This is a genomic window from Citrobacter sp. LJND-P06 (assembly GCF_058188415.1).
Map to the genome: position 1 here is coordinate 3,504,378 of NZ_CP187317.1, position 25,233 is coordinate 3,529,610.

At 52.6% G+C, this 25,233-nt stretch carries 23 protein-coding genes; 7 read left to right on the forward strand and 16 right to left on the reverse strand.

What is annotated here, in order from left to right:
* Nucleotides 1-32 precede the first annotated feature (32 nt).
* Complete coding sequence (gene phoB, locus ACO7SM_RS16665; RefSeq protein WP_162380135.1) at nucleotides 33-722, reverse strand: phosphate response regulator transcription factor PhoB; 690 nt, start codon at nucleotides 720-722, stop codon at nucleotides 33-35.
* Between the two features lie 192 nt (nucleotides 723-914).
* On the opposite strand from phoB, the gene sbcD reads away from it, so the two are divergent.
* A complete protein-coding gene (gene sbcD / locus ACO7SM_RS16670; RefSeq protein ID WP_490468448.1) occupies nucleotides 915-2,117 on the forward strand; it encodes an exonuclease subunit SbcD in 1,203 nt (400 codons plus the stop codon).
* The gene (gene sbcC / locus ACO7SM_RS16675; protein WP_490468449.1) at nucleotides 2,114-5,257 is read left to right on the forward strand and encodes an exonuclease subunit SbcC; all 3,144 of its coding nucleotides are present in this window, start codon (nucleotides 2,114-2,116) and stop codon (nucleotides 5,255-5,257) included. The genes sbcD and sbcC overlap by 4 nt, the downstream gene beginning before the upstream one ends.
* A gap of 51 nt (nucleotides 5,258-5,308) precedes the next feature.
* On the opposite strand, the gene mak is transcribed toward sbcC, so the two are convergent.
* Complete coding sequence (gene mak, locus ACO7SM_RS16680) at nucleotides 5,309-6,217, reverse strand: fructokinase (RefSeq protein ID WP_490468450.1); 909 nt, start codon at nucleotides 6,215-6,217, stop codon at nucleotides 5,309-5,311.
* A 249-nt stretch (nucleotides 6,218-6,466) separates the two neighbouring features.
* Between mak and rdgC the strand changes: the two genes are divergently transcribed.
* Entirely contained in the window at nucleotides 6,467-7,378 is a 912-nt protein-coding gene (gene rdgC / locus ACO7SM_RS16685; RefSeq protein ID WP_192611332.1) for a recombination-associated protein RdgC, read from the forward strand.
* 316 nt (nucleotides 7,379-7,694) lie between these two features.
* Here rdgC and ppnP read toward each other — a convergent pair whose 3' ends face one another.
* From ppnP to ACO7SM_RS16710, 5 genes are all read right to left on the reverse strand, one after another.
* A complete protein-coding gene (ppnP, locus tag ACO7SM_RS16690) occupies nucleotides 7,695-7,979 on the reverse strand; it encodes a pyrimidine/purine nucleoside phosphorylase (RefSeq protein WP_192611331.1) in 285 nt (94 codons plus the stop codon).
* Nucleotides 7,980-8,049: 70 nt separating this feature from the next.
* A complete protein-coding gene (locus tag ACO7SM_RS16695) occupies nucleotides 8,050-8,727 on the reverse strand; it encodes an AroM family protein (RefSeq protein ID WP_490468451.1) in 678 nt (225 codons plus the stop codon).
* Nucleotides 8,728-8,961: 234 nt separating this feature from the next.
* Entirely contained in the window at nucleotides 8,962-9,153 is a 192-nt protein-coding gene (locus ACO7SM_RS16700; RefSeq protein WP_490468452.1) for a YaiA family protein, read from the reverse strand.
* A 30-nt stretch (nucleotides 9,154-9,183) separates the two neighbouring features.
* Complete coding sequence (gene aroL, locus ACO7SM_RS16705) at nucleotides 9,184-9,729, reverse strand: shikimate kinase AroL (protein ID WP_490468453.1); 546 nt, start codon at nucleotides 9,727-9,729, stop codon at nucleotides 9,184-9,186.
* Between the two features lie 181 nt (nucleotides 9,730-9,910).
* A complete protein-coding gene (locus ACO7SM_RS16710; protein WP_490468454.1) occupies nucleotides 9,911-10,369 on the reverse strand; it encodes a YaiI/YqxD family protein in 459 nt (152 codons plus the stop codon).
* 149 nt (nucleotides 10,370-10,518) lie between these two features.
* Here ACO7SM_RS16710 and proC point away from each other — a divergent pair, with 149 nt between their 5' ends.
* A complete protein-coding gene (gene proC / locus ACO7SM_RS16715) occupies nucleotides 10,519-11,328 on the forward strand; it encodes a pyrroline-5-carboxylate reductase (RefSeq protein WP_490468455.1) in 810 nt (269 codons plus the stop codon).
* A gap of 15 nt (nucleotides 11,329-11,343) precedes the next feature.
* Here the strand turns inward: proC and adrA are convergent, their stop codons facing one another.
* The 4 genes from adrA to iraP form a co-directional block, all read right to left on the reverse strand.
* A complete protein-coding gene (adrA, locus tag ACO7SM_RS16720) occupies nucleotides 11,344-12,459 on the reverse strand; it encodes a diguanylate cyclase AdrA (protein WP_490468456.1) in 1,116 nt (371 codons plus the stop codon).
* A 110-nt stretch (nucleotides 12,460-12,569) separates the two neighbouring features.
* On the reverse strand, nucleotides 12,570-12,890 hold the full coding sequence (psiF, locus tag ACO7SM_RS16725) for a phosphate starvation-inducible protein PsiF (protein WP_490468457.1): 321 nt from the start codon (nucleotides 12,888-12,890) through the stop codon (nucleotides 12,570-12,572).
* A gap of 152 nt (nucleotides 12,891-13,042) precedes the next feature.
* Nucleotides 13,043-14,458, reverse strand: coding sequence for an alkaline phosphatase (phoA, locus tag ACO7SM_RS16730; RefSeq protein ID WP_490468458.1), 1,416 nt, complete (start codon nucleotides 14,456-14,458; stop codon nucleotides 13,043-13,045).
* Between the two features lie 149 nt (nucleotides 14,459-14,607).
* Complete coding sequence (iraP, locus tag ACO7SM_RS16735; RefSeq protein ID WP_490468459.1) at nucleotides 14,608-14,868, reverse strand: anti-adapter protein IraP; 261 nt, start codon at nucleotides 14,866-14,868, stop codon at nucleotides 14,608-14,610.
* A 598-nt stretch (nucleotides 14,869-15,466) separates the two neighbouring features.
* Here iraP and ddlA point away from each other — a divergent pair.
* Entirely contained in the window at nucleotides 15,467-16,561 is a 1,095-nt protein-coding gene (ddlA, locus tag ACO7SM_RS16740; protein WP_490468460.1) for a D-alanine--D-alanine ligase, read from the forward strand.
* Between the two features lie 77 nt (nucleotides 16,562-16,638).
* On the opposite strand, the gene ACO7SM_RS16745 is transcribed toward ddlA, so the two are convergent.
* Nucleotides 16,639-16,854, reverse strand: a complete 216-nt coding sequence (locus ACO7SM_RS16745) for a DUF2754 family protein (protein ID WP_490468461.1) — start codon at nucleotides 16,852-16,854, stop codon at nucleotides 16,639-16,641.
* Nucleotides 16,855-17,114: 260 nt separating this feature from the next.
* On the opposite strand from ACO7SM_RS16745, the gene ACO7SM_RS16750 reads away from it, so the two are divergent.
* Nucleotides 17,115-17,423, forward strand: a complete 309-nt coding sequence (locus ACO7SM_RS16750) for a YaiY family protein (protein WP_490468462.1) — start codon at nucleotides 17,115-17,117, stop codon at nucleotides 17,421-17,423.
* Between the two features lie 25 nt (nucleotides 17,424-17,448).
* Here ACO7SM_RS16750 and ACO7SM_RS16755 read toward each other — a convergent pair whose 3' ends face one another.
* Nucleotides 17,449-18,552, reverse strand: coding sequence for a DUF1615 domain-containing protein (locus ACO7SM_RS16755; RefSeq protein WP_490468463.1), 1,104 nt, complete (start codon nucleotides 18,550-18,552; stop codon nucleotides 17,449-17,451).
* Between the two features lie 14 nt (nucleotides 18,553-18,566).
* On the reverse strand, nucleotides 18,567-19,787 hold the full coding sequence (gene sbmA, locus ACO7SM_RS16760; RefSeq protein ID WP_490468464.1) for a peptide antibiotic transporter SbmA: 1,221 nt from the start codon (nucleotides 19,785-19,787) through the stop codon (nucleotides 18,567-18,569).
* A gap of 425 nt (nucleotides 19,788-20,212) precedes the next feature.
* Between sbmA and ampH the strand changes: the two genes are divergently transcribed.
* Complete coding sequence (ampH, locus tag ACO7SM_RS16765) at nucleotides 20,213-21,370, forward strand: D-alanyl-D-alanine-carboxypeptidase/endopeptidase AmpH (protein ID WP_490468465.1); 1,158 nt, start codon at nucleotides 20,213-20,215, stop codon at nucleotides 21,368-21,370.
* A 1-nt stretch (nucleotide 21,371) separates the two neighbouring features.
* Here ampH and iprA read toward each other — a convergent pair whose 3' ends face one another.
* Nucleotides 21,372-21,995 (reverse strand): hydrogen peroxide resistance inhibitor IprA, encoded by a 624-nt coding sequence (gene iprA, locus ACO7SM_RS16770; RefSeq protein WP_490468466.1) that lies wholly within the window; start codon nucleotides 21,993-21,995, stop codon nucleotides 21,372-21,374.
* 89 nt (nucleotides 21,996-22,084) lie between these two features.
* Nucleotides 22,085-25,015 (reverse strand): autotransporter adhesin EhaB, encoded by a 2,931-nt coding sequence (gene ehaB / locus ACO7SM_RS16775; RefSeq protein ID WP_490468467.1) that lies wholly within the window; start codon nucleotides 25,013-25,015, stop codon nucleotides 22,085-22,087.
* Nucleotides 25,016-25,233 lie beyond the last annotated feature (218 nt).

Genomic DNA, 25,233 nt, shown 5'->3' on the forward strand with positions numbered 1-25,233 from the left:
AAAGCCCTGCCAGCCGGGTGGCCAGCAAGGCGTCAGAAGCGGGTCGAAAAGCGATACCCTGTCCCACGTACGGTTTGTACCATGCGGTCATGACCGCTGTGTTCCAGCGCTTTACGCAGGCGGCGAATATGGACGTCGACCGTACGGTCTTCCACATACACGTTGGTGCCCCAGACGTGGTTTAGCAGTTGCTCCCGACTGTAGACGCGTTCGGGATGCGTCATAAAGAAGTGCAGCAATTTGAATTCGGTAGGCCCCATATCAAGCGGGTTTTCCCCGGTCATCACACGGTGCGATGTCGGGTCGAGGCTCAGCCCCTGCATCTCAATCACCTCTTCGACCGCCATCGGTGAAATGCGTCGCATGACCGCTTTGATCCGCGCGACCAGCTCCTTGGGCGAGAACGGTTTTGTGACGTAGTCGTCTGCCCCCGTTTCCAGTCCACGCACGCGGTCTTCCTCTTCCCCTCTGGCCGTTAGCATGACGACGGGGATCTCGCGGGTCATCGCCTCACGTTTGAGATGTTTAATGAACTGAAGGCCAGAGCCGCCCGGCAACATCCAGTCCAGCAGGATCAGATCCGGCCAGGGTTCATTCAGTTGGTTCACTGCACTGTCATAATCTTCGGCCTCGACTGGCTGAAAGCCATTTTGCTCGAGCACGAAGCAGACCATTTCGCGAATTGGAGCTTCATCTTCTACGACCAGAATACGTCTCGCCATGATTTGCCCTGTTATAGAGTTGCTAGTCATCATTATCAATGCGGCGCCATTATGCGTCAGATTTATGACAGTTTTATGAAAAAAAGTGTCAATCCCCACGCCAGATTGTTGATTTATGACACCCCATAAACAAGATATTAACCTCTCTGAAAGGTTATAATCCCGATCACGCTTTTTCGCCATGGAACTGTTATGCGCATCCTACACACCTCTGACTGGCATCTCGGCCAAAACTTCTACAGTAAAAGCCGCGCCGCCGAGCACCAGGCCTTTCTTGACTGGCTGCTGGAAACGGCGCAATCCCGGCAGGTGGATGCGATCATTGTGGCAGGCGACATTTTTGATACGGGCTCGCCGCCAAGCTATGCCCGCGAGCTGTATAACCGTTTTGTCGTCGATTTACAGCAAACAGGCTGTCATCTGGTGGTATTGGCCGGAAACCATGATTCTGTCGCCACGCTCAACGAATCCCGCGAGATTCTGGCGTTTCTGAACACCACCGTGGTCGCCAGCGCCGGGCACGCGCCGCACTATCTTTACCGTCGCGACGGCACGCCAGGCGCTGTGTTGTGTCCGATCCCGTTTTTACGTCCACGTGACATCATCACCAGTCAGGCCGGTCTTAGCGGTCGCGAAAAACAGCAGCATCTGCTCACCGCCATCACCGACTATTATCAGCAGCACTATCAACAGGCCTGCGAACTGCGCGGCGAACAGCCTCTGCCGATTATCGCCACCGGACATTTGACGACCGTCGGCGCCAGTAAAAGTGACGCGGTACGTGACATCTACATTGGCACCCTGGATGCGTTTCCGGCGCAAAATTTTCCCCCCGCCGATTACATCGCGCTGGGGCACATTCACCGGGCGCAGGTGATTGGCGGGACGGAGCATATTCGCTACTGCGGTTCTCCCATTGCGCTGAGCTTTGATGAGTGCGGCAAAAGCAAATGCGTTCATCTGGTGAGTTTCGAAAACGGAAAACTGCATTCAATAGAGAGCCTCACCGTTCCGGTCACCCAGCCGCTGGCGGTGCTGAAAGGCGATTTAGCGGCCATTACCGAACAACTGGCGTCGTTTAAGAACGCGGCGCAACACCCGCCGGTGTGGCTGGATATCGAAATCACCACCGACGAATACCTGCACGATATGCAGCGAAAAATTCAGGCGTTAACCGACGACCTCCCGGTAGAGGTTTTGCTGGTGCGGCGCAGTCGGGAACAACGTGAGCGAAGCATGGTGAATGCGCGACGCGAAACCCTGAGCGAACTGAGTGTGGAAGAGGTTTTTGAGCGTCGTCTGGCGCTGGAAGAACTGGAGGTTCCCCAGCGTGAACGCCTCAACCAGTTGTTCAGCGCCACCTTACACACTCTCGCCGGGGAACATGACGCATGAAAATCATCAGCCTGCGCCTGAAAAACCTGAACTCCCTGAAAGGGGAATGGAAAATCGATTTTACGGCGGAACCGTTCGCCAGTAACGGACTGTTCGCCATCACCGGCCCGACCGGTGCCGGAAAAACCACCCTGCTGGATGCCATTTGCCTCGCGCTGTATCACGAAACGCCGCGCCTGAGCACCCTCTCGCAGTCACAAAACGATCTGATGACCCGCGATACCGCGGAATGTCTGGCAGAAGTCGAATTTGAGGTCAAAGGCGAAGCTTACCGCGCGTTCTGGAGCCAAAACCGCGCCCGCAATCAGCCAGACGGTAATTTGCAGACGCCTCGCGTGGAGCTGGCGCGCTGCGCAGACGGAAAAATTCTCGCCGATAAGGTCAAAGACAAACTCGAGATGACCGCCGCGCTGACCGGGCTGGATTACGGGCGCTTTACCCGCTCTATGCTGTTGTCGCAGGGGCAGTTTGCCGCATTTCTCAACGCCAAACCCAAAGAGCGCGCCGAACTGCTGGAAGAGCTGACCGGCACCGAAATTTATGGCCAGATTTCGGCCATGGTTTTTGAGAAACACAAAACGGCCCGCACCGAACTGGAAAAACTGCAGGCGCAGGCCAGCGGCGTTGCCCTGCTCGCCCCGGAGCAACTGCAGGCGCTCACGGAATGTTTGCAGGTACTTACTGACGAAGAAAAACAGTCCCTCACGCGCCAACAAACGCAGCAGCATCACCTGCAATGGCTGACGCGCCAGAGTGAGTTGCAAACGGAGGTCACTCGTCGCCAGCAGGCGCTACGCTCGGCGCAAGAGGCGCAGGCAAACGCGCAGCCGCAGTTAGCCGCGCTGAACCTGGCGCAACCGGCGCGACAATTACGTCCCTTGTGGGAGCGTATTGAGGAACAAGCCGCTACCGTTACCCGCACGCGTCAGCAGATTCAAGAAGTGAACACTCGCTTACAGAGTTCATTATCCTTGCGCAATCGCCTTCGCGCCCATGCCCAGCGCCAGTCAGCTGAACTGCACGCCACACAGCAAACGCTCACGGCATGGCTCACCGAACACGATCGTTTTCGCTTATGGGGCAGTGAACTGGCCGGGTGGCGCGCGCTGTTTGCGCAGCAGTCCGGCGACAGAGCGCAGTTGCTCAAATGGCAACAGCAGCGTGAAAACGACACCCGTAAGCTTGACGCGCTCGCGGCGCCAACGCTGGCGCTGTCTGCCGATGAGGTCACGCAAGCGCTGGCGCAACACGCCAGGCTTCGACCGTTGCGCCAGCGCCTCGCCTCGCTCCACGGGCAGATCGCGCCAAAACAGAAACGGCTGGCACAGCTACAGGCGGCGATTCAACATAGCCAGCAGGAACAGGCTCAGCGTAATACCGCGCTTGAAGAAAAACGGCAGCGTTATAAAGAAAAAAACCAGCAACTTATTGATGTCAAAACGATTTGCGAGCAGGAAGCGCGCATTAAAGACCTCGAGAGCCAGCGCGCGCTACTGCAATCCGGCCAGCCGTGCCCGCTGTGTGGTTCCACTGAACATCCTGCCGTAGCGGTCTATCAGGCGCTCGAACCCGGTGTGAATCAGGCTCGGCGCGATTCGCTGGAAAAAGAGGTCAAAACGCTGGCGGAAGAAGGCGCCACGTTGCGCGGGCAACTCGACACCCTCACGCAGCAATTACAGCGAGACGAAAGCGAATCGCAGACGCTGTTAAAAGAAGAGCAAGTACTTACACAGGAATGGCAAACGCTGTGCGCCAGCCTGCAAATTTCGCTGCAGCCGCAGGACGATATTTCGCCCTGGCTGACCGCGCAGGATGACTACGAACAGCAGTTACACCAACTGAGTCAACGACACGTTCTGATGGCGCAAATCGCCGCAGACACGCAGCAGGTGATGCAATTTGAACAGCAGATAGCCCAACGCCACGCGTCGCTGTTAGCCGACGTGACACGCTACACGCTCTCACTGCCCGGCGAAGGCGAGGAAGAGTCCTGGCTCAGCGCAAGAACGCAGGAAGCGCAAACGTGGCAACGGCGTCAGACGGAACTGACGGAGTTGCAAACGCGAATTGCCCAATTAGCCCCGCTGCTGGAGACGCTGCCAGCCACCGATATCGCCGTTGACGATAACGCCCCGCTGTCTTTAGAAAACTGGCGACAGGTGCATGACGAGTGCGTGTCGTTACAGAGTCAATGGCAAACGTTGCAGCAGCAGGAAGCGCAGGAAACGCAGCGAGCCGCAGACGCTCAGGCCCATTTCAACACCGCGTTGCAGGCCAGTGTCTTCGATGACCAGGCCGCGTTCCTCGCCGCCTTGCTCGATGATGAATCCGTTAACCGTCTCGAACAACTCCGCCAGTCGCTGGAAAACCAGTTACAGCAGGCGCAGACATTAGCTGTCCAGGCCGCCCAGACGCTCGCCGATCACCAGCAGCAACCTCCCGACGCGCTGGATCTCACCCAAACGCTGGAACAGATCCAACAGGCACTGGCGCAGGTCAACGCCCGGTTGCGGGAAAACGCCACTCGCCAGGGCGAAATCCGCCAGCAGCTTAAGCAGGATGCCGACAATCGTCAGCAGCAGCAGTCACTGATGCTGGAGATAGAAAAAGCCGCGCAGCAGGTGGAAGACTGGGGGTATCTCAATGCGCTCATCGGCTCTAAAGAGGGCGATAAATTCCGCAAATTCGCCCAGGGACTCACGCTGGATAATCTGGTCTGGCTGGCGAACAATCAGCTAACGCGCCTGCACGGGCGCTATTTACTGCAACGCAAAGCCAGTGAAGCGCTGGAGCTGGAAGTGGTCGACACCTGGCAAGCCGATGCCGTGCGCGACACCCGTACGCTTTCCGGCGGCGAGAGTTTCCTCGTGAGCCTGGCGCTGGCGCTGGCGCTGTCGGATCTGGTCAGCCACAAAACGCGAATCGACTCTCTGTTTCTGGATGAAGGATTTGGCACCCTGGACAGCGAAACGCTGGACACCGCGCTGGATGCGCTGGATGCGCTGAACGCAACCGGTAAAACCATCGGGGTGATAAGCCATGTCGAAGCGATGAAAGAACGGATCCCCGTGCAGATCAAAGTGAAGAAGATCAATGGGCTGGGCTACAGCAAGCTGGACAGGATGTTTGCGGTGGAATAACCCGTCTGTTGCCGGAGGCGGATTAGCGCCATCCGGCAACGCGTTACGCCATTATGTTTGCGGCCACAGCCAGGCCGCACCGCGCACGCCGCTGGAGTCGCCATGTAGCGCTTTACGAATCGGCGTCTCACACTCGCCGCCAAAAACAAACGGTTTGATCAATGACGGCACCGTTTGGTACAGCCTGTCGACATTACTCATCCCACCGCCCAGAACAATGACGTCCGGGTCAAGGATGTTCACCACATGCGCTAACGATTTCGCCAGCCGTAGCTCATAGCGACTTAGCGCCCGTTCCGCGGTTACATTCTGCTCTTCCGCCAGTCGAATAATTTCGCTGCCTTTCAGCGGGTTGCCGCTCAAGCGATGGTAATCCGTGGCAAAACCGGTGCCAGAGATGAACGTTTCAATGCAGCCTTGTTTACCGCAATAACAGGGGACTTCCGCGCGATAGCGAAGCTCGTCTTCGTCCATCCACGGCAGCGGATTATGTCCCCACTCGCCCGCCGTACCATTTCCGCCAATGTGCGCACGGCCGTTCAGCGCCACGCCGGAACCACATCCGGTGCCGATAATCACGGCAAAAACCGTGTGCGCACCCGCCGCCGCGCCGTCCACGGCTTCAGACACCGCCAGACAGTTGGCATCATTCGCCAGCCGGACTTCACGGTTAAGGCGCGTACTCAGATCTTTATCAAACGGTTGACCGTTAAGCCAGGTGGAGTTGGCGTTTTTCACCACCCCGGTGTACGGAGAAATAGAGCCCGGGATCCCCATTCCCACCGTTCCCGTCTGGCCGGTCGCCTGTTCAGCCATTTCCACTAAGCTGGCAATGGTTTCAATCGTTTGTCGATAATCGTCGCGCGGCGTGGGCAGACGATGGCGAAACAACTGTTCCCCCGCATCACCGAGCGCAATCACCTCTGTTTTGGTTCCACCCAAATCAATACCTATACGCACACGACGTTCCTCATTTTATGAAATATCAACAGAGTAGAAGCGAGCTCCCTGATTGGCAATGCAAGCCCGTCGACAATTCGTTATTATACCCGGCATCCTTCAAGTTGCAGATGCGTCGGCTTTCCTCGCTCCCCCCAGTCACTTACTTCAGTAAGCTCCCGGGGCTCTCTGCGTTGCCGCCTTCCTGCAACTCGAACTATTTGGGTATCAATACCCGCTGCATTTAACGACAAGGCCGTGGAAATTATTATGCTGTGGTTCAAAAATTTAATGGTTTACCGTCTTAGCCGCGACGTTTCTTTGCGTGCTGAGGAGATGGAAAAACAGCTATCCTCGATGACGTTTACCCCTTGCGGTAGCCAGGATATGGCAAAAATGGGCTGGGTACCGCCGATGGGATCGCACAGCGATGCATTAACGCATACCGCCAATGGCCAAATTATTATTTGCGCGCGCAAAGAAGAGAAGATCCTGCCTGCGCCGGTGATCAAACAGGCGCTGGAAGCGAAAATCGCCAAACTGGAAGCCGAGCAGGGTCGCAAGCTGAAGAAGACCGAAAAAGATTCGCTGAAAGATGAAGTGCTGCACTCCCTGCTGCCGCGCGCCTTTAGCCGTTTTAACCAGACAATGATGTGGATAGACACGGTGAATGACCTGATCATGGTCGACTGCGCGAGCGCCAAAAAAGCGGAAGATACGCTGGCACTGCTGCGTAAGTGCCTCGGTTCCTTGCCGGTAGTTCCGCTGACGCTGGAAAACCCTATCGAATTAACACTCACCGAGTGGGTACGTTCCGGTACGGTTGCTCAGGGATTCCAGTTGCTCGATGAAGCCGAACTGAAAGCCATGCTCGAAGATGGCGGCGTGATCCGCGCGAAGAAGCAGGATCTGGTCAGCACCGAAATCGCCAATCATATTGAAGCGGGAAAAGTGGTCACCAAACTGGCGCTTGACTGGCAGCAACGGATCCAGTTTTTGATGTGCGACGACGGCTCGATCAAACGCCTGAAGTTCTGCGATGAACTGCGCGATCAAAACGAAGATATCGACAGGGAAGATTTTGCCCAACGTTTTGATGCCGACTTTATCCTGATGACCGGCGAGCTGGCCGCTCTGATTAAGAGTCTGGTCGAAGGACTGGGTGGCGAAGCGCAACGCTAGTTGTACAGTGTTCCCTCTCCCGAAGGAATAATGTCAATCAGTTAGGTGCTGGCCAACCGAAAGCCTGAGATACGTATTCTAAAGAAGTAACATACTGGTTTTGCGAAGGGTTCCGCTCACCTCATGTTCTTCGCTTCTCTGGCATTTCATGTCCCGTGAACGGGTTAAGTACAGGTGAGCCTCCCTTGCACGTTCACAGGTAGGGGGATTGCAGAGAGGCAGTGGACATAAGGTGAACGTCACCCTTCACCAGGGTGACAGGTTCTCCATAATACCTAACTGACCAGCATGACCTCCCGAAGGAGAGGGAATCACATTACAGATAGCGGCAAAGATAGGAGGTCGGTTCTGCCACTTGCAGATGGAATTCGCTATTGCCGGGAACGTTAAACACCTCGCCTGCAGCAAACACAGTCCACTCGCTCTCACCCGGCAGCAGAACATTCAACGCGCCGCTGACCACGGTCATTTCTTCCGGTGCTGCGGTACTGAAGGTATATTCACCTTCGGCCATGACGCCAACACTGGCGCGGCCAGTACTGCTGCTGGTAAAACCGATTGATTTCACTTTACCGGAAAAATACTCATTGCTTTGTAGCATAAACGGGCCCTGTTTCATGATTACGTTAATTCTCAATATAGGGGCCTGACCTTCTGCCTGTCACGCAAAATTAAACAAGTAATTCCGACGCCAGTCGCGCAATCAAGACATTAGAAAGTAAAACCGGAACATCCAGCGCCTTTTGCAGCAAATCACGATGACGCTGGTTAAAACCCAGACAATCGAGCATGACAACATCAGCGCCTTGTTCCAGCAATGCCTTCCCCGCATCAATCAATTGCTGTTCCGAACCGTGGATGGGGTTCGCCAGCGAAAAGACCGGCGGCGTCTGTAATACCTGCCATTTTTGGGTCTGGGCTTCCAGTAACGCCTCAACCGGAACAATCACCCCGACCTGGTGCCCATCGACAATCGACGCCACCAGCGGCGGGATAATGCGCGAGGGTTCCAGCAAAATCGTATTACGGGCCTTCATGTTATTGAGAGGTGAGGTGCTCATTAACAGGATCACGTCGTAGCCCTGGTTATCCAGCACTTCAACCACACTTTGTAAGTCTCGTTCCACCTTCTGCCGAGAAACATGAGCAAGTTGATTATCACTGAGTAGCGTCAGCAGGGGGGCATCACCGGGTGCTACGGCATAATCTGCCATCACCTCCTCACGCGACATTTTTCCCAGCAGACTATGATGAGCGATATGCTGCTCGTCGATATACTCGGTTAAGAGAGGTAAGACTTCACTCATTGGCACGACGCCAATAGTGAGAATAGCCAACGACGCACTCATTTTTATGCTCCGCCTTCTTATACTTCGTCGTTAATTCCCGGTAAATATACGAACACTTACCTGCGCTACAAATGCCCAAAAGCGTAGCAGCAGTTAGGCAACGCATTGTGTAAAGATTCCAATTAATTCCAGTACTGTATTGTTATCGTTTAATTTTCAGTTTTAGCTGAACGCTACAGAGTATGATAAATGTGATCCAGGCACGCTCAGAGTCCTTTCTGAGTCGTGATGGCATCAGGTTTTATCAGGGTCTTCATAGCGTTTTTTGGCATCCAGTGCGTCTTCTTCGCTGGCGTGTTCGCTTATCAAAGAGTCTGGTTTGGGGTAATCGGCCCGAAGCTGGTAGCGGAGCGCCATCTGGCCTGGCGTCCCTTTTTCAAGGGTGACAATCCAGGCTTTTCGCGGGTAGAGGGGATTATTCGGCATAGTTCCTCCTTTTTTACAACGGGATGAACTTTAAGTATAGACGCCGCCCTGCCGACGGAGATGCGCTTGCGACAGCGCCGCGAGAATTTCGCCTACCACCTGGGCCGGATTTTTCGTCGCATCAACAATGTAATGCGCCGCTTCACGGTATAGCGCGTCGCGTTGTTCAAGCACATCCCGCACTTCTTCGCTCAACGGTTTACCCGTTAAGGTGGGACGCAGCCCCTCTTCCGGCGCCGCTTCCAGGCGATCAACCAATACCGACACCGGCGCGCATAAATAGAAAACAATACCGTTACTACGCATGTAATGACGGTTGTATTCGGTAAGAATAATCCCGCCACCGGTTGCCACAACCGTTGATGGCGCAGTGACTGCCTCAAGCGCCGTCGTTTCCCTGGCACGAAAACCGTCCCACCCTTCTCTTTCGACCATTTCCGCTACGGTCATTTGCACATGCGACTGCAACCACTGGTCGGTATCAACAAACTGGTAATTGGTCGCCTGAGCAAGCGTCATACCGGTTGTTGTCTTACCACAGCCTCGTGGGCCAACAAGAAAAAGAGGTTGCGTCATAGCGGGCGTTCCCAGGAGAGCCGCAAACATGCGGGATCGGATATCGTTAAAGTAATAATCATACCACCAAACTAGTACATCGTTAAGTGTAAATAAATCATTCCAAAAAGAATGTGGTATACCGTACGTCCTTACTATAACAAGAAATCGCAGGCAGTGAAGTGTAAAGATATTATTGCAGTTAACGCGCCCTGCGCTGAACTTCCAGCCACCATTTATCCAGTTCAGCAGCGAAGTGCTGGCGATCGCGTGGAGAAAGACTATCCGGGCCGCCGGTCTGGATCCCACTGGCGCGTAAGGTGTCCATAAAATCACGCATCGTCAGGCGTTCACGAATGGTTGATTCGCTGTACCGCTCTCCGCGCGGGTTTAACGCCGCCGCCCCTTTTTCGAGGACTTCGGAAGCCAACGGAATGTCTGCCGTGATCACCAGATCGCCGGGTTCACACTGGCGTACTATCTCATTATCCGCCACGTCGAAACCGGCAGGTACACGCATCGTGCGGATAAATCGTGACGGCGGGACACGCAAATTCTGGTTAGCGACCAGGATCAACGGCATCTGCATCCGCTCAGAGGCTCGGTATAAAATGTCTTTGATTACATTCGGACACGCGTCGGCGTCCACCCATATTGTCATAATCGCTCCTTACTGATGTGCATTTTTACATTGTCTCGTGCTTTTGCCTTCCGTCAAAGTGCTGTTTCTCCTTCTGCACATTCTCATTCCGCGTTAAGCTACGCTTTACTCATCAAAACAATGAATATCACCCAGGGGGGAGTGACACGATGGAGAAGAAAATCGGTTTTATCGGTTGTGGCAACATGGGAAAAGCGATTCTTGGCGGCCTGATTGCGAGCGGCCAGGTTCTCCCGGGGCAAATTTGGGTCTATACCCCCTCCCCCGACAAAGTTGCGGCCCTGCATGAGCAGTACGGCATTAACGCGGCGCAGACCGCACAAGAAGTGGCGCAGGTTGCCGATATCGTCTTTGGCGCCGTAAAGCCCGCCATTATGATTAAAGTGCTGAGTGAAATCACCTCCAGCCTGAGCAAAGACTCGCTGGTCGTCTCGATTGCCGCGGGGGTCACCCTCGACCAGCTCGCACGGGCGCTGGGACACGATCGTAAAATTATTCGCGCGATGCCAAATACGCCATCGCTGGTTAATGCCGGGATGACCTCCGTGACGCCGAATGCCCTGGTCACCCCGGAAGACACCGCCGATGTGCTGAATATTTTCCGTTGCTTTGGCGAAGCAGAGATCATCGCAGAACCGATGATCCATCCGGTTGTCGGCGTCAGCGGCTCTTCACCCGCCTATGTCTTTATGTTTATTGAAGCGATGGCGGATGCTGCTGTGCTGGGAGGGATGCCGCGCGCTCAGGCGTATAAATTCGCCGCGCAGGCCGTCATGGGATCGGCGAAAATGGTTCTGGAAACCGGTAAACATCCTGGCGAGTTAAAAGACATGGTGTGTTCACCGGGAGGCACCACCATCGAAGCGGTTCGGATCCTTGAAGAACGAGGCTTTCGTGCTGCTGTAATCGAAGCTATGGCGAAGTGTATGGAAAAGTCGGAAAGTCTCAGTAAATCCTGAGGATATCGCTGGACGTCAGGCCGCCACTTCGGTGCGGTTACGTCCGGCGTTCTTTGCTTTGTAAAGCGCGATATCTGCGGATTTCAGCCATTCACGGTAGTGTCCGAGTTGCGCGGTTAATGGCGCAATCCCCACGCTAATGCGTAACGTGACCTGCGGCGCGCAAGGTAAACGCAATGCGCCTAACCTTTCGTGTACCCGCGACATTGCGGCAATGGCATTTTCCGCAGGGGTTCCGCACATGATGACCGCAAATTCATCACCGCCGAAGCGACCAATAACATCGCTGCCGCGCAGGGTCATTTGCAGTTGTCGCGTCAGCGCAACAATCGCTTCATCGCCGACATCGTGACCCCAGGTGTCATTGATGCTCTTAAAATGGTCGATATCGATGATCAGCAGCGTGGCGTCACGGTGATAGCGCCGACAATTATCGAATTCATTACGTAATAAAATTTCCCAATGACGCCGGTTATAGACCCCTGTCATTCCATCCCGTGTACTCATCACCTGCAACCGGCGCTTATGCTCCGCCAGTTTCGTCGCCGTCTGATAACTAACCCAGGCAAACAATAATGGGTACATCACAATCACAGGCAGGCAGAGCCACCATTCCAGTTGCGCACTGGCAAAAGCCACAGTGATACCGGTTAGCTGCAATGTCACCAGGCTAGACACAATCATTAAGACGATCCCGGCGACAAACAGCCGCACACCGCCGGCCCCCATCAGATTCATACACATCATCATCAGTAATGCGGTCGAGGGGAGGATATTAACGCCCATCACGCCGACCCAAACCCCCGCAAGAATCGCGTCAGCTTTTAAGTTGTATATTTCACGGCTTAAAGGATCGATGGCTTTGCTCGCCAGTTGCCATGCCAGATGCGGCCAGACAAATGCCCACCCCACCAAAAATAGCCACCACCCGCCTGCGACAGACTGATCAACCAGGGCGGCAGAAATGGGGAAGAACATCCATCCCAGTCCTACTGCTCGCGGCAGCCTGACTCGCCGGGCGAAGCGTAGCCCGGAACGCTGGTGGTCATTGGGAGGCGGTATGGCGGGCTCTCCACCCGGTGCTACCGCTTTTTTGTAAAAGCTTTCATCATTCATAATTTTTGGGAACATTCTGAAACAATTTTCCCAAATTATAGAGACGAAGCTTGCGGAGAAAGTATGATATTTCGGGTGAGCGATTTTCTCCTCTCACCCGTTAGCACTACCGCTTAGCGTAGGCATTAGGCCGCTTTTTTCAGGCAGGCACTCATAAACTTGTTGCGATCGTCACCTTTCAGAGATTGTTCTGTCGCCTGGACATTACACTCACGCATTTTCTGTTGCTGTGGGGTGAGACTTTTTTCACCAGGTGCAGACGTGCTGTTTTTCAGGCAATCACTCATATAGGTTTTGCGGGCATCCCCTTTCAGCGCTTCTGCTGTCGCCTGCTGATTGCAGGTCGTCATACGCTGTTGTTGCGGCGTTAAGGCTTTCTCGGCAGCGCCGACGGTCGTTAAAAACACCAAACCAAAAAGCAAAGCAACCAGTAATGTTATTTTCATAGCACCCTCCTTTTGTGGGTATTCATACACCTAATCCTTCAGGAAACACGAAATATTCAACCTTTATAAACTGAAGGATTTCGTGCCATTAAGTCTGGCTGCTTACGACGAAATTACCACCCGACGGTAAAATAATTACCGCCAGGTGCCGTTTACTTCAGGCCCAGGGCCGCTTTCATGGTGTAAAACAGATCGGTTTGGTCCGTCAGTCCCACCACATTGGCGGCATGCGGGCCATAGGCGGCAATACGCAACTGACTGCCGGTATGTTCCTGTGATTCTTCTTCAGAGTTTCCGTAGCTTATCACCATCACCGCGCCGTCTTTGGTGTTCAGCGCCTGCGTCAGGCCCGGCGCTTTGGTGTCCGGCGCAACAATCTGACTGGCGTGAGCATGATCGGCGGTCACCACCACCAGCGTGTTGCCATCCTTCTTCGCAAATTCCAGCGCACGCTGCACGGCTTCATCGAGATCGACCGTCTCGCCAATCTGTCCACACGGGTTAGCCGCATGATCCTGTTTGTCGATGGAGGCCCCTTCAACTTGCAGGAAGAACCCCTTCTCATTTTTACTCAACAACTCGATCGCTTTGTCGGTCATCTGCGCCAGCGTCGGCACGCTGTCGTTACGTTTCTCATTGGGCGTACAGGTCACTACTGGTTTATCAATATTGCCATGGTATGACGCTTTCGGCCCTTCCCAGCGCACGGGCATGTTGCCGTCGGAGAATAAGCCCAGCAGCGGTTTATCCTGATTGGCCTCGCGAACATCGGCCAGCGTAGCAGCATCGCTGACTAACTGGTAGCCGCGCGCCTGTGCCTGCTCACGCAGCGTTTTTCCCTGCCATTCGCCCGCCTTCGCCGTTTCCATAAAGGTTTTTGCGCCGCCGCCAAGCGTGACGTCCGCGCGTGCATTCAGTAATTGTTCAGTAATGGAGCCTTTGCCGCCCTTTTCCAGCGCATTTGTCGGGCATTTTTCGCTGGTGATGCCAGGGCCGTAGCATTTTCGGGAGGTCACATGGGCCACCAGCGCCGCCGGTGTCGCATCCTGTAATTCCGCCGTTGAGACATTCCCGGTTGCCAGTCCCGCCGCTTTTGCCATTTCCAGAAGAGTCGTGTGATCTTTTTCGTGGATATCGACGCCCAACGCGCCGTTATAAGTTTTTACGCCGGTCGTCCAGGCCGTAGCAGAGGCCGCAGAGTCGGTCACATAATCGGGTTTGCCGGTTTTTTTATCCAGCGCATAGTGGGTGTACTGCCCTGTCAGAGGTAACGCATCAATGCCTTTAAAAAAACCACCCGCCCCTTCGGCATAATTTCGCGCAGCGGTTATTTCCGAGTCGCCCATGCCATCGCCAATCAGCAGAATGATATTTTTCGCGGGCTTATTACTGAGTGAATCCCGCAGAGCAGAGGTTTGATCGGCCGCTAAACGGCGCGCACCGCCAGGGGTCGTAATATCCCCCTGGGCCGCGCGGTTCTCCAGCACGGCCACAGATGAAGACCCGGCATGCGTGACGGGGATAAAAAACAGAGAGGCCAGGGCAATAGCAATAGCGCTTTGTTTCACTTTATTTTCTCCATGTATAAATACATAAAATATGCTCTTAATAATTCAAATTGCAGTAAATGCAATTTGAGGTATGACAAGCATAAAAACAAAGCGACTATAGGTATCTGATATGACAGCAATATGACAGTTATTACCCCTGAATACGATCAGCTACGAGGATGCCTCAATAACTTCTTTACGTACTGGCGCAGCAATTCCGTATCGTTAACCGGAACGCTGGCATCCGGCTTTACGCCTTCAAGTGCGCCCTCTATCTGGTGAATCAGCCTCTGTTGCTCAACCTGCGCCATATTACGCAGCATTGCGGTGACAATAATCTCTAACGCCTCTACCTGGGCAACCAGCTCTTTCGACTCTTCTTCTTTTTGGGCGAGTTTAAGCAGCAACTCTGAAATGAGGTTTTTCATAAACGTATTTCCTTATCCGAAGTAGGCTGACGGTATCATTATGATTCCTCACTGCCTAGAGGATGAAAGTAGTATTTTTATGATTAAGGAAAGACTTTGTGTTAATAATCACATTGCATTAAACAGCGAAACGTTTCTCAAAGCTAAATAGTTTCATATTAATAAAATATGAATATTAATGTTCACGCCGTACCATAATATAAAGTTATGATAAATCGTCTAATTTCACTTAAGTTGCACAACAATAATACGCGTGGGTACTGACACGCATCATTGTTGAACAGATTAAGACCCGAATAGTGTGGAACACCCTGTGCATCAGGGGATTTTCTGCGACGCCCTCTTCGGGTCGACCTGAAGAGAACAAAAGTGGAATCCAGCGTGCGGATGCCCGTCACTGACATTTTATCTCCCCGTTCATCAGATTTGTGAAGCACATCACGCAAAGCCATGTAATTAGCAGGGATTTGTGCTTTGACCTGTGTTTGGCAGCGTTTGTGCCTCCGGTCTGTTCGAAACAATATGGCAGAAGCACGCGAAACCCTCGTTTTGTCGTGGTAATGTATACGCTTTGCGTTTCATGGAATGGGTTTTTAAGATGGCGAAATTGCGGGTAGGGATCGTATTTGGTGGTAAATCAGCGGAACATGAAGTGTCTTTGCAATCGGCAAAAAATATTGTCGATGCCATCGACAAGACCCGCTTTGATGTTGTGCTGTTAGGTATTGATAAACAAGGGCAATGGCACATTAGCGATGCCAGTGACTATCTGCTGAACGCAGACGACCCCGCGCATATTGCGCTGCGTCCTTCAGCCACAAGCGTGGCGCAGGTGCCCGGCAAACATGAGCAACAGCTCATAGACGCGCAGAACGGTCAACCGCTGCAAACGGTTGATGTGATTTTCCCTATCGTTCATGGAACGCTGGGGGAAGACGGTTCGCTACAGGGCATGCTTCGTGTGGCAAATTTACCGTTTGTCGGTTCTGATGTGCTCGGCTCTGCGGCCTGTATGGACAAAGATGTCACCAAGCGCCTGCTGCGCGATGCCGGGTTGAATATCGCCCCTTTTATGACGCTCACTCGCACCAACCGCAATGCGGTCAGTTTTGCAGAGGTAGAAGCGCGTCTCGGCCTGCCGCTGTTTGTTAAACCGGCGAACCAGGGCTCCTCGGTTGGCGTCAGCAAAGTCACCAACGAAGCGCAGTATCATCAGGCCGTGGCACTGGCGTTTGAATTTGATCATAAAGTGGTGGTTGAGCAAGGCATCAACGGTCGCGAGATCGAATGTGCCGTTCTCGGCAACGATCACCCGCAAGCCAGTACCTGCGGCGAGATTGTCCTGAACAGCGATTTTTACGCCTACGACACCAAATACATTGACGATAACGGCGCTAAAGTGGTGATCCCTGCGGCGATCGCCCCAGAAGTGAACGAAAAGATCCGTGAGATCGCCGTTCAGGCATATCAAACACTGGGCTGCGCGGGTATGGCGCGCGTCGATGTTTTCTTAACGCCAGACAATGAAGTGGTGATCAACGAGATCAACACGCTGCCTGGGTTTACCAATATCAGCATGTATCCGAAACTGTGGCAGGCAAGCGGTTTGGGTTATACCGATTTGATCAGCCGTTTGATCGAGTTGGCGCTGGAACGCCACGCGGCTAACACTGCGCTGAAAACCAGTATGTAAACGGCGCATCGTCATACGTCGAACGGCATCTTCTGCTGTCCGACGTTTTGACGCAGATAAAGCCCGATGGCTGCACGTTATCGGGCATCTTCCGCATCATCTTCCACACGACGGCGAATAATCAGCCCGGAAAGCCAGAAACTGATGCCCCATGTCACCAGACCGACGGCATAGGTTTGCCACCCTTTGGCTTCAAAACCCAATAACCCCACCACCCCATTCAGGATGAAGATAAGCCCAATGGCAAAGGCATAGTAGTGCCAGTCACGGCGAATTTTTACAGGCAAGTTCATGACAGCTCCGGGGACAGGGCATAAAAGAACATCCTCGCACATTTGCGCCAGGCGGTCTGTGGCGGAAGCGGAACTTCTGAAATGTTACACAACGTAACGCAAAGATCGTATTTTGTGACAATGAACAGAAATCTGCAATCCAGGAGTAATCCCTGGGCGAAATTACCATCATTCTGATATTGACAAATCCGATGACCTGCCAGAATGACTGCGAGCCACTGGTATGACGCCAGCGTTGCAGAATTCCCCCGGAGGTCTTTATGGCTGATTTCACTCTCTCAAAATCTTTGTTTGGCGGGAAGAAGCGGGATACTAACTCCACTCCAGGTAACATCGCTTACGCCGTATTTGTGCTGTTTTGCTTTTGGGCAGGGGCGCAAATTTTGAATCTGCTGGTTCACGCGCCGGGCGTCTATGAACATTTAATGCAGGTACAGGAAACCGGACGACCTCGTGTTGAGATCGGGTTAGGCGTCGGCACCCTTTTTGGTCTGGTGCCGTTCCTCGCGGGATGCTTGATTTTCGGTGTGATTGCCGCGTTTCTGCGCTGGCGCCAGCGTCATCAATAACCCCGGAACCAACAGACTCCGGGGCTTATCCGGCCGGAGAATTCATACAGCGGGCCCGACGTTCATCCACCCGTTTTGCAAACCATGCAGTGGTCAAATTACGTGTGATCTTCGGGCTTTCCAGTTGAATCCCTGGCAACATCTCTCTCGGTAGCGCGTTGCCTGTTTTGGTTTCTGCGAGCTTATACACCTTTTCGTACAGCGCCGTCTTTTCGAATGCCAGACTGTCACCTTTCTCCAGTTGATGACGAATCTCGCTCGCACTCATTCCCAGTGTGTTTGCCAGTTTGCCTATCGCCAGTTCCGTTTTGCCCGGTTCTTTGCTGTCATAACGGATCAGATCGCCATCAAGGGCCAGTTTCACACCGCTGGCTTTGGCCACCGCATTCTGGAAAGCCGCATTACGACTGGCGTACCAACCGGCGTTAAAATCGGCGAAACGGAAAATGGGCGAACTGTAATTCGCGGGATAATTCAGCAGATGGTACGTACCGAACCACAATCCGCCCCGACGGGAGAAGACCTCCTGGCGCACCGTGCCTTCCATTTTCCACGGATACCCTTTGGTATGCTGCTCGGCAAACGCAATGCTGACCTGCATTGGGCCACCCGTGTGAACTGGATTAAGCGAACCAAACAGCGTCTGCCCCATGGGCACCATATTAATAAAATCATCAAAAATGGCGCTGAGCTGTTTCTCCGTTTTCACCGAATCCAGACGTTCGCTGTAGCTCTTCCCTGTCGGGGAGTTGATTTTCAACGCCGTATGAACCAGGAAAACGGGGATATGCATACGCTCTGCACGTTTGTCGATTTCCTGCCAGGCAATTTTGCTCAGGCCTGGCACGGCGGGGTCAGCCTGATAATTTGACTCTTGCTGCGCCACCGCCAGCACCGAACAGACATTTTCGACCGTCGGCGCCAGCCCCTGGCTCTCAAAAGTCTTTGCCAGATCCTTTGCCCAGGCATCCCGGTCTTTCACACTTGCCGGCATTTTCTGGCGCACCACGCTTGCCACATCCACGGGTTTTTCACCCTTTTTTAAGGGCTGCGGGGGTTGGGTACTACAACCTGCCAACACCAGCACAGCCAGTAATGATAAGGGGTAAAGACGGGATACCGCCGGCATAACGTTTCCTTTTGTTAGCTAAAGGTGTTGGTCACTTCCTGAATTTCTTGCCCATCCAGTTCACGTTCGAAGCTGCGTAAACGTTTATAAATAGACATCAGCTCAACCAGTGTGGTCCAGGAATTGATCAGATACTGGAACGAGCCACGCACCTGACCAAACACGTTGGTGATTTGCGTCATCAGACCCAACGTAATGGTACCCGCAACAATCGACGGAAACAGCAGGAACAGACCGAAAACATTATCCACTTGCAGATAGAGAATGCGGGCAATGTTGAAGTACATATAGTGGAAGTAGAGACGGAAATAGTTCTGGCGCACCGCGCTGAATAATTCCCGAATGGTCGGCGGCGTAGCGCGACTGCCGTCATCTTCGCCGTACACCAGCTCTTTACGGTAAGCCGCTTCAACGCGCTGGTTTTTAAACTCCAGCCCCGGCAGTTTGATCCCCACCACGGCCAGCAGGCCTGTACCCATCAGCGACCAGACGATCGCCGCAATCACCAGCCCGTAAGGAATATGCCCGACCACTGGCAGTTCCGGTACATGCGCGGAAAGCGTAACCAGCACCGGCAAAAAGGCGATCAACGTCATGATGGCATTAATGAAACTTACGCCCATATCTTCGAGGGTTGACGCAAAACGCATGGTGTCTTCCTGCACACGCTGTGCGGCGCCTTCAATGTGACGCAGGTGCTGCCAGTGCGCCATGTAATGTTCGTTCATGGCAGTACGCCAGCGGAACACATAGTGGCTGACAAAGAAATTGTTCATCACGCCAATGACCACCGCGATCAGCGCAATACCGAGAAATACGCCCACTTCATGATAGAACTGCCCAATGGTCACTTTATGCGGTGAACTTAATGCCGTCTGGATCAAGTCATAGAACGGGGCATACCAGGCGTTGACGGCGACCCCCACTTCAACCAGAAACCAGGTAACGAAGACGATCAACGATGTGCCGAGAATTGACCAGTACTGCCAGCGGTGCGGGCTATAGAGAAACCAGAACAGCGCAAATAGCCCTACGCAAATCATGTAGTAAGCGTAAAAAACCAGGTAGTCCAGCGACCAGAATCGTGCGGCGCTGATGGGAATATTACCGGACGCGCCTGTGATTTGTGCAACCCAGGCTCCCCCACCCGCTTGCCAGAAGATGACAGCAACCAACGCCCAAATAAATGCCGAGATAAAAAACGGCCCTGGCTTGGGGAAAAAAGACTTAAACATGATGCTCTCCTGCTAACTTCTTATCGTTATGACGACTGCTGTTTGTTTTTGCGCCATATACGGCGGTAATGCAGATCTTCGCCCACGAAAAACGAGACGGAACCGACCATTGTGACCAGGATCATGGCGCTTAGTTCGCTTTCCGGGCTTCAGGAATTGTTTCGACGGGTTTCACAAAAACGAAATTCTCCGGCGTCCCGAGGTTACCACAAGCGTGGGATCACAAAAGCGAACTTTCACGCTCAAGAAAAAAAGCCCCATTTACTCGCCGTTACGTTTTTCACACTATCATTGCTCTATTTAGCGCTTTGCAGGCGCCGCTGAGTAGTATATACAACAAATCGTTCAGGTCGCGTCGAGGCGGCCTGAAAGAAGAAGTGTGTAAACTCGCATTGTTCTCTTCAATTAACTTATGGACACCACCGTTGAAACGTAGTCTGCTTTTTTCTGCCGCGCTGTGTGCGGCGTCATTGACACCTGTCCACGCGGCCCAACCTGGCCTCGATCCCGTTTTCGCTTCCGATATCGTCGATCGTTACGCCGAGCATATTTATTACGGCAGCGGCGCCACGGGAATGGCGCTGGTTGTGATAGATGGAAATCAACGTGTGTTCCGTAGTTTTGGTGAAACACGACCCGGAAATAACGTCCATCCGCAGTTAGATTCTGTCATTCGTATTGCGTCGCTCACCAAATTAATGACCAGTGAAATGCTGGTGAAATTGCTCGATCAGGGTACGGTGAAACTGCACGATCCGTTGAGTAAATATGCGCCTCCAGGCGCACGCGTTCCGACATATCAGGGAGCGCCGATTACGCTGGTGAATCTGGCGACCCATACCAGTGCACTGCCGCGTGAGCAACCCGGCGGTGCGGCGCATCGTCCGGTTTTTGTCTGGCCAACCCGTGAACAGCGCTGGAGCTATCTCTCTACCGCAACATTAAAAGCCGCGCCGGGTTCACAGGCATCGTATTCTAATCTGGCGTTCGACCTGCTGGCCGACGCGCTGGCAACCGCCTCAGGCAAGCCTTATACCCAGATTTTTGAAGAGCAGATCACCCGTCCGCTCGGGATGAAAGACACGACGTTTACCCCCTCGCCCGATCAGTGCAAACGCCTGATGGTCGCAGAGAAAGGCGCCAGCCCCTGTAATAACACGTTAGCGGCCGTTGGCAGCGGCGGCGTGTACTCAACGCCTGGGGATATGATGCGCTGGATGCAGCAATATCTCTCCTCAGATTTTTATCACCGCAGCAACCAGGCTGACCGCATGCAGACACTCATCTATCAACGTGCACAGTTGAGGAAAGTGATTGGCATGGACGTCCCAGGCAAAGCGGATGCTCTGGGGCTGGGCTGGGTTTACATGGCACCGAAGAATGGGCGTCCGGGGATCATTCAGAAAACAGGCGGCGGTGGCGGTTTTATTACCTATATGGCCATGATCCCACAACAGAACGTCGGCGCATTTGTCGTGGTGACACGTTCTCCGCTGACCCGGTTTACCAGTATGAGTGACGGTCTTAACGATCTGGTCACTGAATTGAGCGGCAATAAACCCCGGGTGGTTCCTGCATCCTGACTTAGTACTCTGAAGGCAAACGGGTGATGCCAACCAGTTTGCCTTTATTCATTACGATATAACCGCCCTTACGCAAAGCAGCAAGCACTTCGGCAACCACAGAGCGTGAAATTCGCGTTCTCTGATGAATGTAATTCATAACACCGATACGAAAACGCAGCTCTTCATCCCACTCATTCATTGAGATCAACGTGGCCCGGATTTGTTCGTAGGAGTTATGACCGATTAACTGTAAATCGCGCAATTCCATAATACGGTTTTTCCATGCCAGCCAGCAAAATGCCTCGCGCCACAGATTATTCTTTTCAATTATTTTTATCGTTTGAGAAGAAGGAAGATGATACCCGGCGCAGCTACCTTCCGTTATTAATTTATACTGCATATCATTTTTCATAAAACCATCAGATAACCCGATGATAAAGGGGGCCTGCGCAATACCGACAAGTATATGTTCTTCTCTCCATAAGGAAATGGCGCCACTTAAGATAACAAACGTATTGCCCTCATGGTTATCATTAGAAAAAACAGTTTGCTTTTCGTTACACAACTCGAAACGCGTGCCATATTTTGACAAACATTGATCGAGCTTACCAAATTCATTAACTGGTTTACTCAACGATAGCATTTTTCGTCCTATACAGTAATGCCCATCAAATCCTTGACGGGCATTTCTTAGAGTAAATAATTCTGGGTAATTTCCTCAGGGAGAATTAATTACCAGCTATATTTAACGCCCACGTTTGCGGCCCAATCTTGATCTACGTCGCCGCCACCGAGATAGTTAGCATCGGTATAGGCGCTGAAGTTCTTGGTGAAGCTAAACTGTGTACCCAGGCCAACACGTACCGCAGAACCTTTGGTGCCGTTGTCGATAGAGTCACCGTTTACATCAGCATCGTTGTTGGCATCGTCGTAAACGTAGGCCAGTTTGAAGTACGGTGTCAGAGCCTGATCCTGACTGTAAGTGAAGGTATAACCTGCATCTACACCCAGTTCATAACGCATGCTGTCGTATGACTGACCGTCAACTTTCATGTCGTTGCTAAGCTTGTAATTATCACCAGACTGGAACAGGCCAGATACGCTGCCGTACGGAGTGACATAACCTGCATCACCCACTTTCCAGTCGTAACCCAGTTTCAGACCGAAGCCCCAGGCATCAGAGTTGGTGCTACCGTCAACGTAGGTACCGTCGCTCATAGAGGCAGACAGATCGTTGTTGAAGTGAGAGTAACTCAGGTTGCCATCAAGAAAAATGTCGTTCGCGAAATGGGCAGAAGAGTAGAGGTAGGCAGTCTGGCTGTCTTGATCCACCTGACCCGTATGGTCATTCATGTCACCTTTCGCAAAGCCGGCTGCCGCACCCACAATCCACTTCGCGTTATTACCGTCAACTTTGGTATCAACACCCACCATGATGCCGTTGACATCCTGGTCGTAGTTAATGGTACCGTTGTCGCCGTTGAAGTTACCACCAAAGTAACTTACCCATGCGCCACCGTTATCTGCCAGACCATGACGAGAGTTGCTCAGACGTGTACCGACAGTATCCTGCTCCAGATTCCAGATATTGCTGTTAGCAGACGGAATGCTCAGTGCCATGTTCGCGTAGTCGGTCAACTCCATCTGTTGCATCACAACAGTATTGCCTTTCTGCTCAGCCTGATAGGTATAAGCGCCCAGATCGGCTTTGTTTGCCGCCGAGAAGGTCGCGTCGCTGTTCTTGTCATTCACATAGATCAGCTCTTTACCGTTGTAGTCAGCTTCAGAGCCAGTACCGGTTGCGTTGTCGATACGGACTTTGTAGTTACCGGTAGCCGCTGCGACATGGTCGCCTGCGTTATCCACTTCGGACTGGTCAGCAGAAATGTCGTCGTCGCCATTGCCATTAATGGTCAGGTGACCATCAGAGTTCATCGCAACCACGCCGTAACCGTAGTTAGACTTCGTGGTGTCATTGGTACGGTCGTTGGTCAGGTCGGCATCCAGTACATAATTGCTGCTGTGAATGTCGAACACACCTGCATGGATATTACCGCCGGTATCCGTCGTGCTGGTCAGATTCAGTACATCTGTACGGAACGGATTGGCATCATACTGATCAACATTGACATCCAGCAGACCGTCGTTGGTCACGGTGATGGTGTTGGCATACAGCGCCGCATCGGTTTCATTCCAGCCAGCAGAGACATCGTCAGCCAGAGAGACGGTACTGTTGTCGATAGTCAGAGCGTCTGTTGCCACATGACCATCTTCACCGATATTCAGAGCAGAACCACCGGTCAGGGAGATTGAGTCAGAAATCAGTCGGGAATCCGCTACGACGACCTGAGAGCCGCTGTTGATGTTCAGGGTATCAATCAGAGAGGTTTTGGTGGTATCCCACTCAGAACCGCCGTTCAGCGTGACGTTGAACAGACCACTTTGATAAACTTCGTTGCCAATAACGTGACCGTTTTCATCATAAGCGGTGTTGTCGTTGTCAATGCCATAGGTGGACGATGGCCACAGGCTATTGGCTGCAATGTCGATCAGCGTTGCCGTCGCGTCAGTTCCTGCTGCAACGCTGTCATATACACCATCACCATCGGTATCAACCTGATGCACAGACATTGCCGCACCGACCCATTTGCTACCATTATTCAGGGTAACATCCATGCGGTCAGTACCATCCCAGCCATTGGTGTCGACATTGCCATCGGTATCACGATAAGAATCAGCACCGTTCGGGAAGAAGTTTTCGTCGAAGTTGCTGGAGAACACAACATCGCCCATCAGCGTAGAATTGCTGAGATTGACCGTCGTCTGCATCGCATTGTCTGCATACGGATTCGCAATTGCGGCAATCGCAACGTCATCAGCCGTCAGAGTATTGCTATAGTCACTTGCGTTATTGGTATTGCCGAACCAACCTGAAGTTCCTTCATCTGACCATGAACCTGACGTTACGGTAGAATCCGTCACATTGATGGTGTTGTTGAACACTTCGCTGCTGTTTACACCTGTACTAACGGTGTTGTCGTCAATATCTTCCCACTCATATCCCTGAGTCAGCGTGATGCCTGCAACGTGAGAATTATTGGTAATCGCCAGATCGACTTCCTGATCCAGCGTGATGGCGGTACCCATGCCAAAAACAGGTACATCGTGGGTATCAGCGGTACCATCGGCGTTTGTACCATTGTAGGTATAATGTTCGTAATTATCGTCAATCGTCGAGTTATCAACGGTCAACGCCAGGCGGTCATAAACATAGCCGGTATCACGACCATTGGCACAATCGCTCGTCATGCACTCGGAAGTAATCATTCCGTGTACGGTGCTGTTTTTGATCGTCAGGCTATTACTATTGGTATTCGTTGAAACACCGTCATCGAGATAGTAGGTGGAGATGACGCCGTTAACGGTCGCGTTATTAATTACCGGATAGATATCGCCGTTATAAACGCTATCGGTCGCGTAGTTGTTCCAGCCGACGTAACCATCATAATAAACGCCATCAGCATAAGTGGCGTCGTTATAGTGCGTAAACGTGGTGTAAGTCGTACCAGAAATATCAGTAGAAGCATTTGCCTGAGAAGTGATTGCCAATGTGCAGGCTAATGCTAATTTTGAGACTACAAGTTTCTTTTTCCAGGAGTGCATCTTTCATCCCTCCTCAGGGACATAATATCGTTGATCCATCAATTATCAATGCGTAAAAAACATTTTATTTCGCAAGGCGGATTATGCGGTACCCACACCAAAAGGTTCAATTATTCTTTCCCGGCAGTCCGGAACCGGACAATAAACAAAACACCGAAACCATCGAATAAAAACCCGAAAACATCATTGAAAATTAATATGTTACATACAAATAAAAA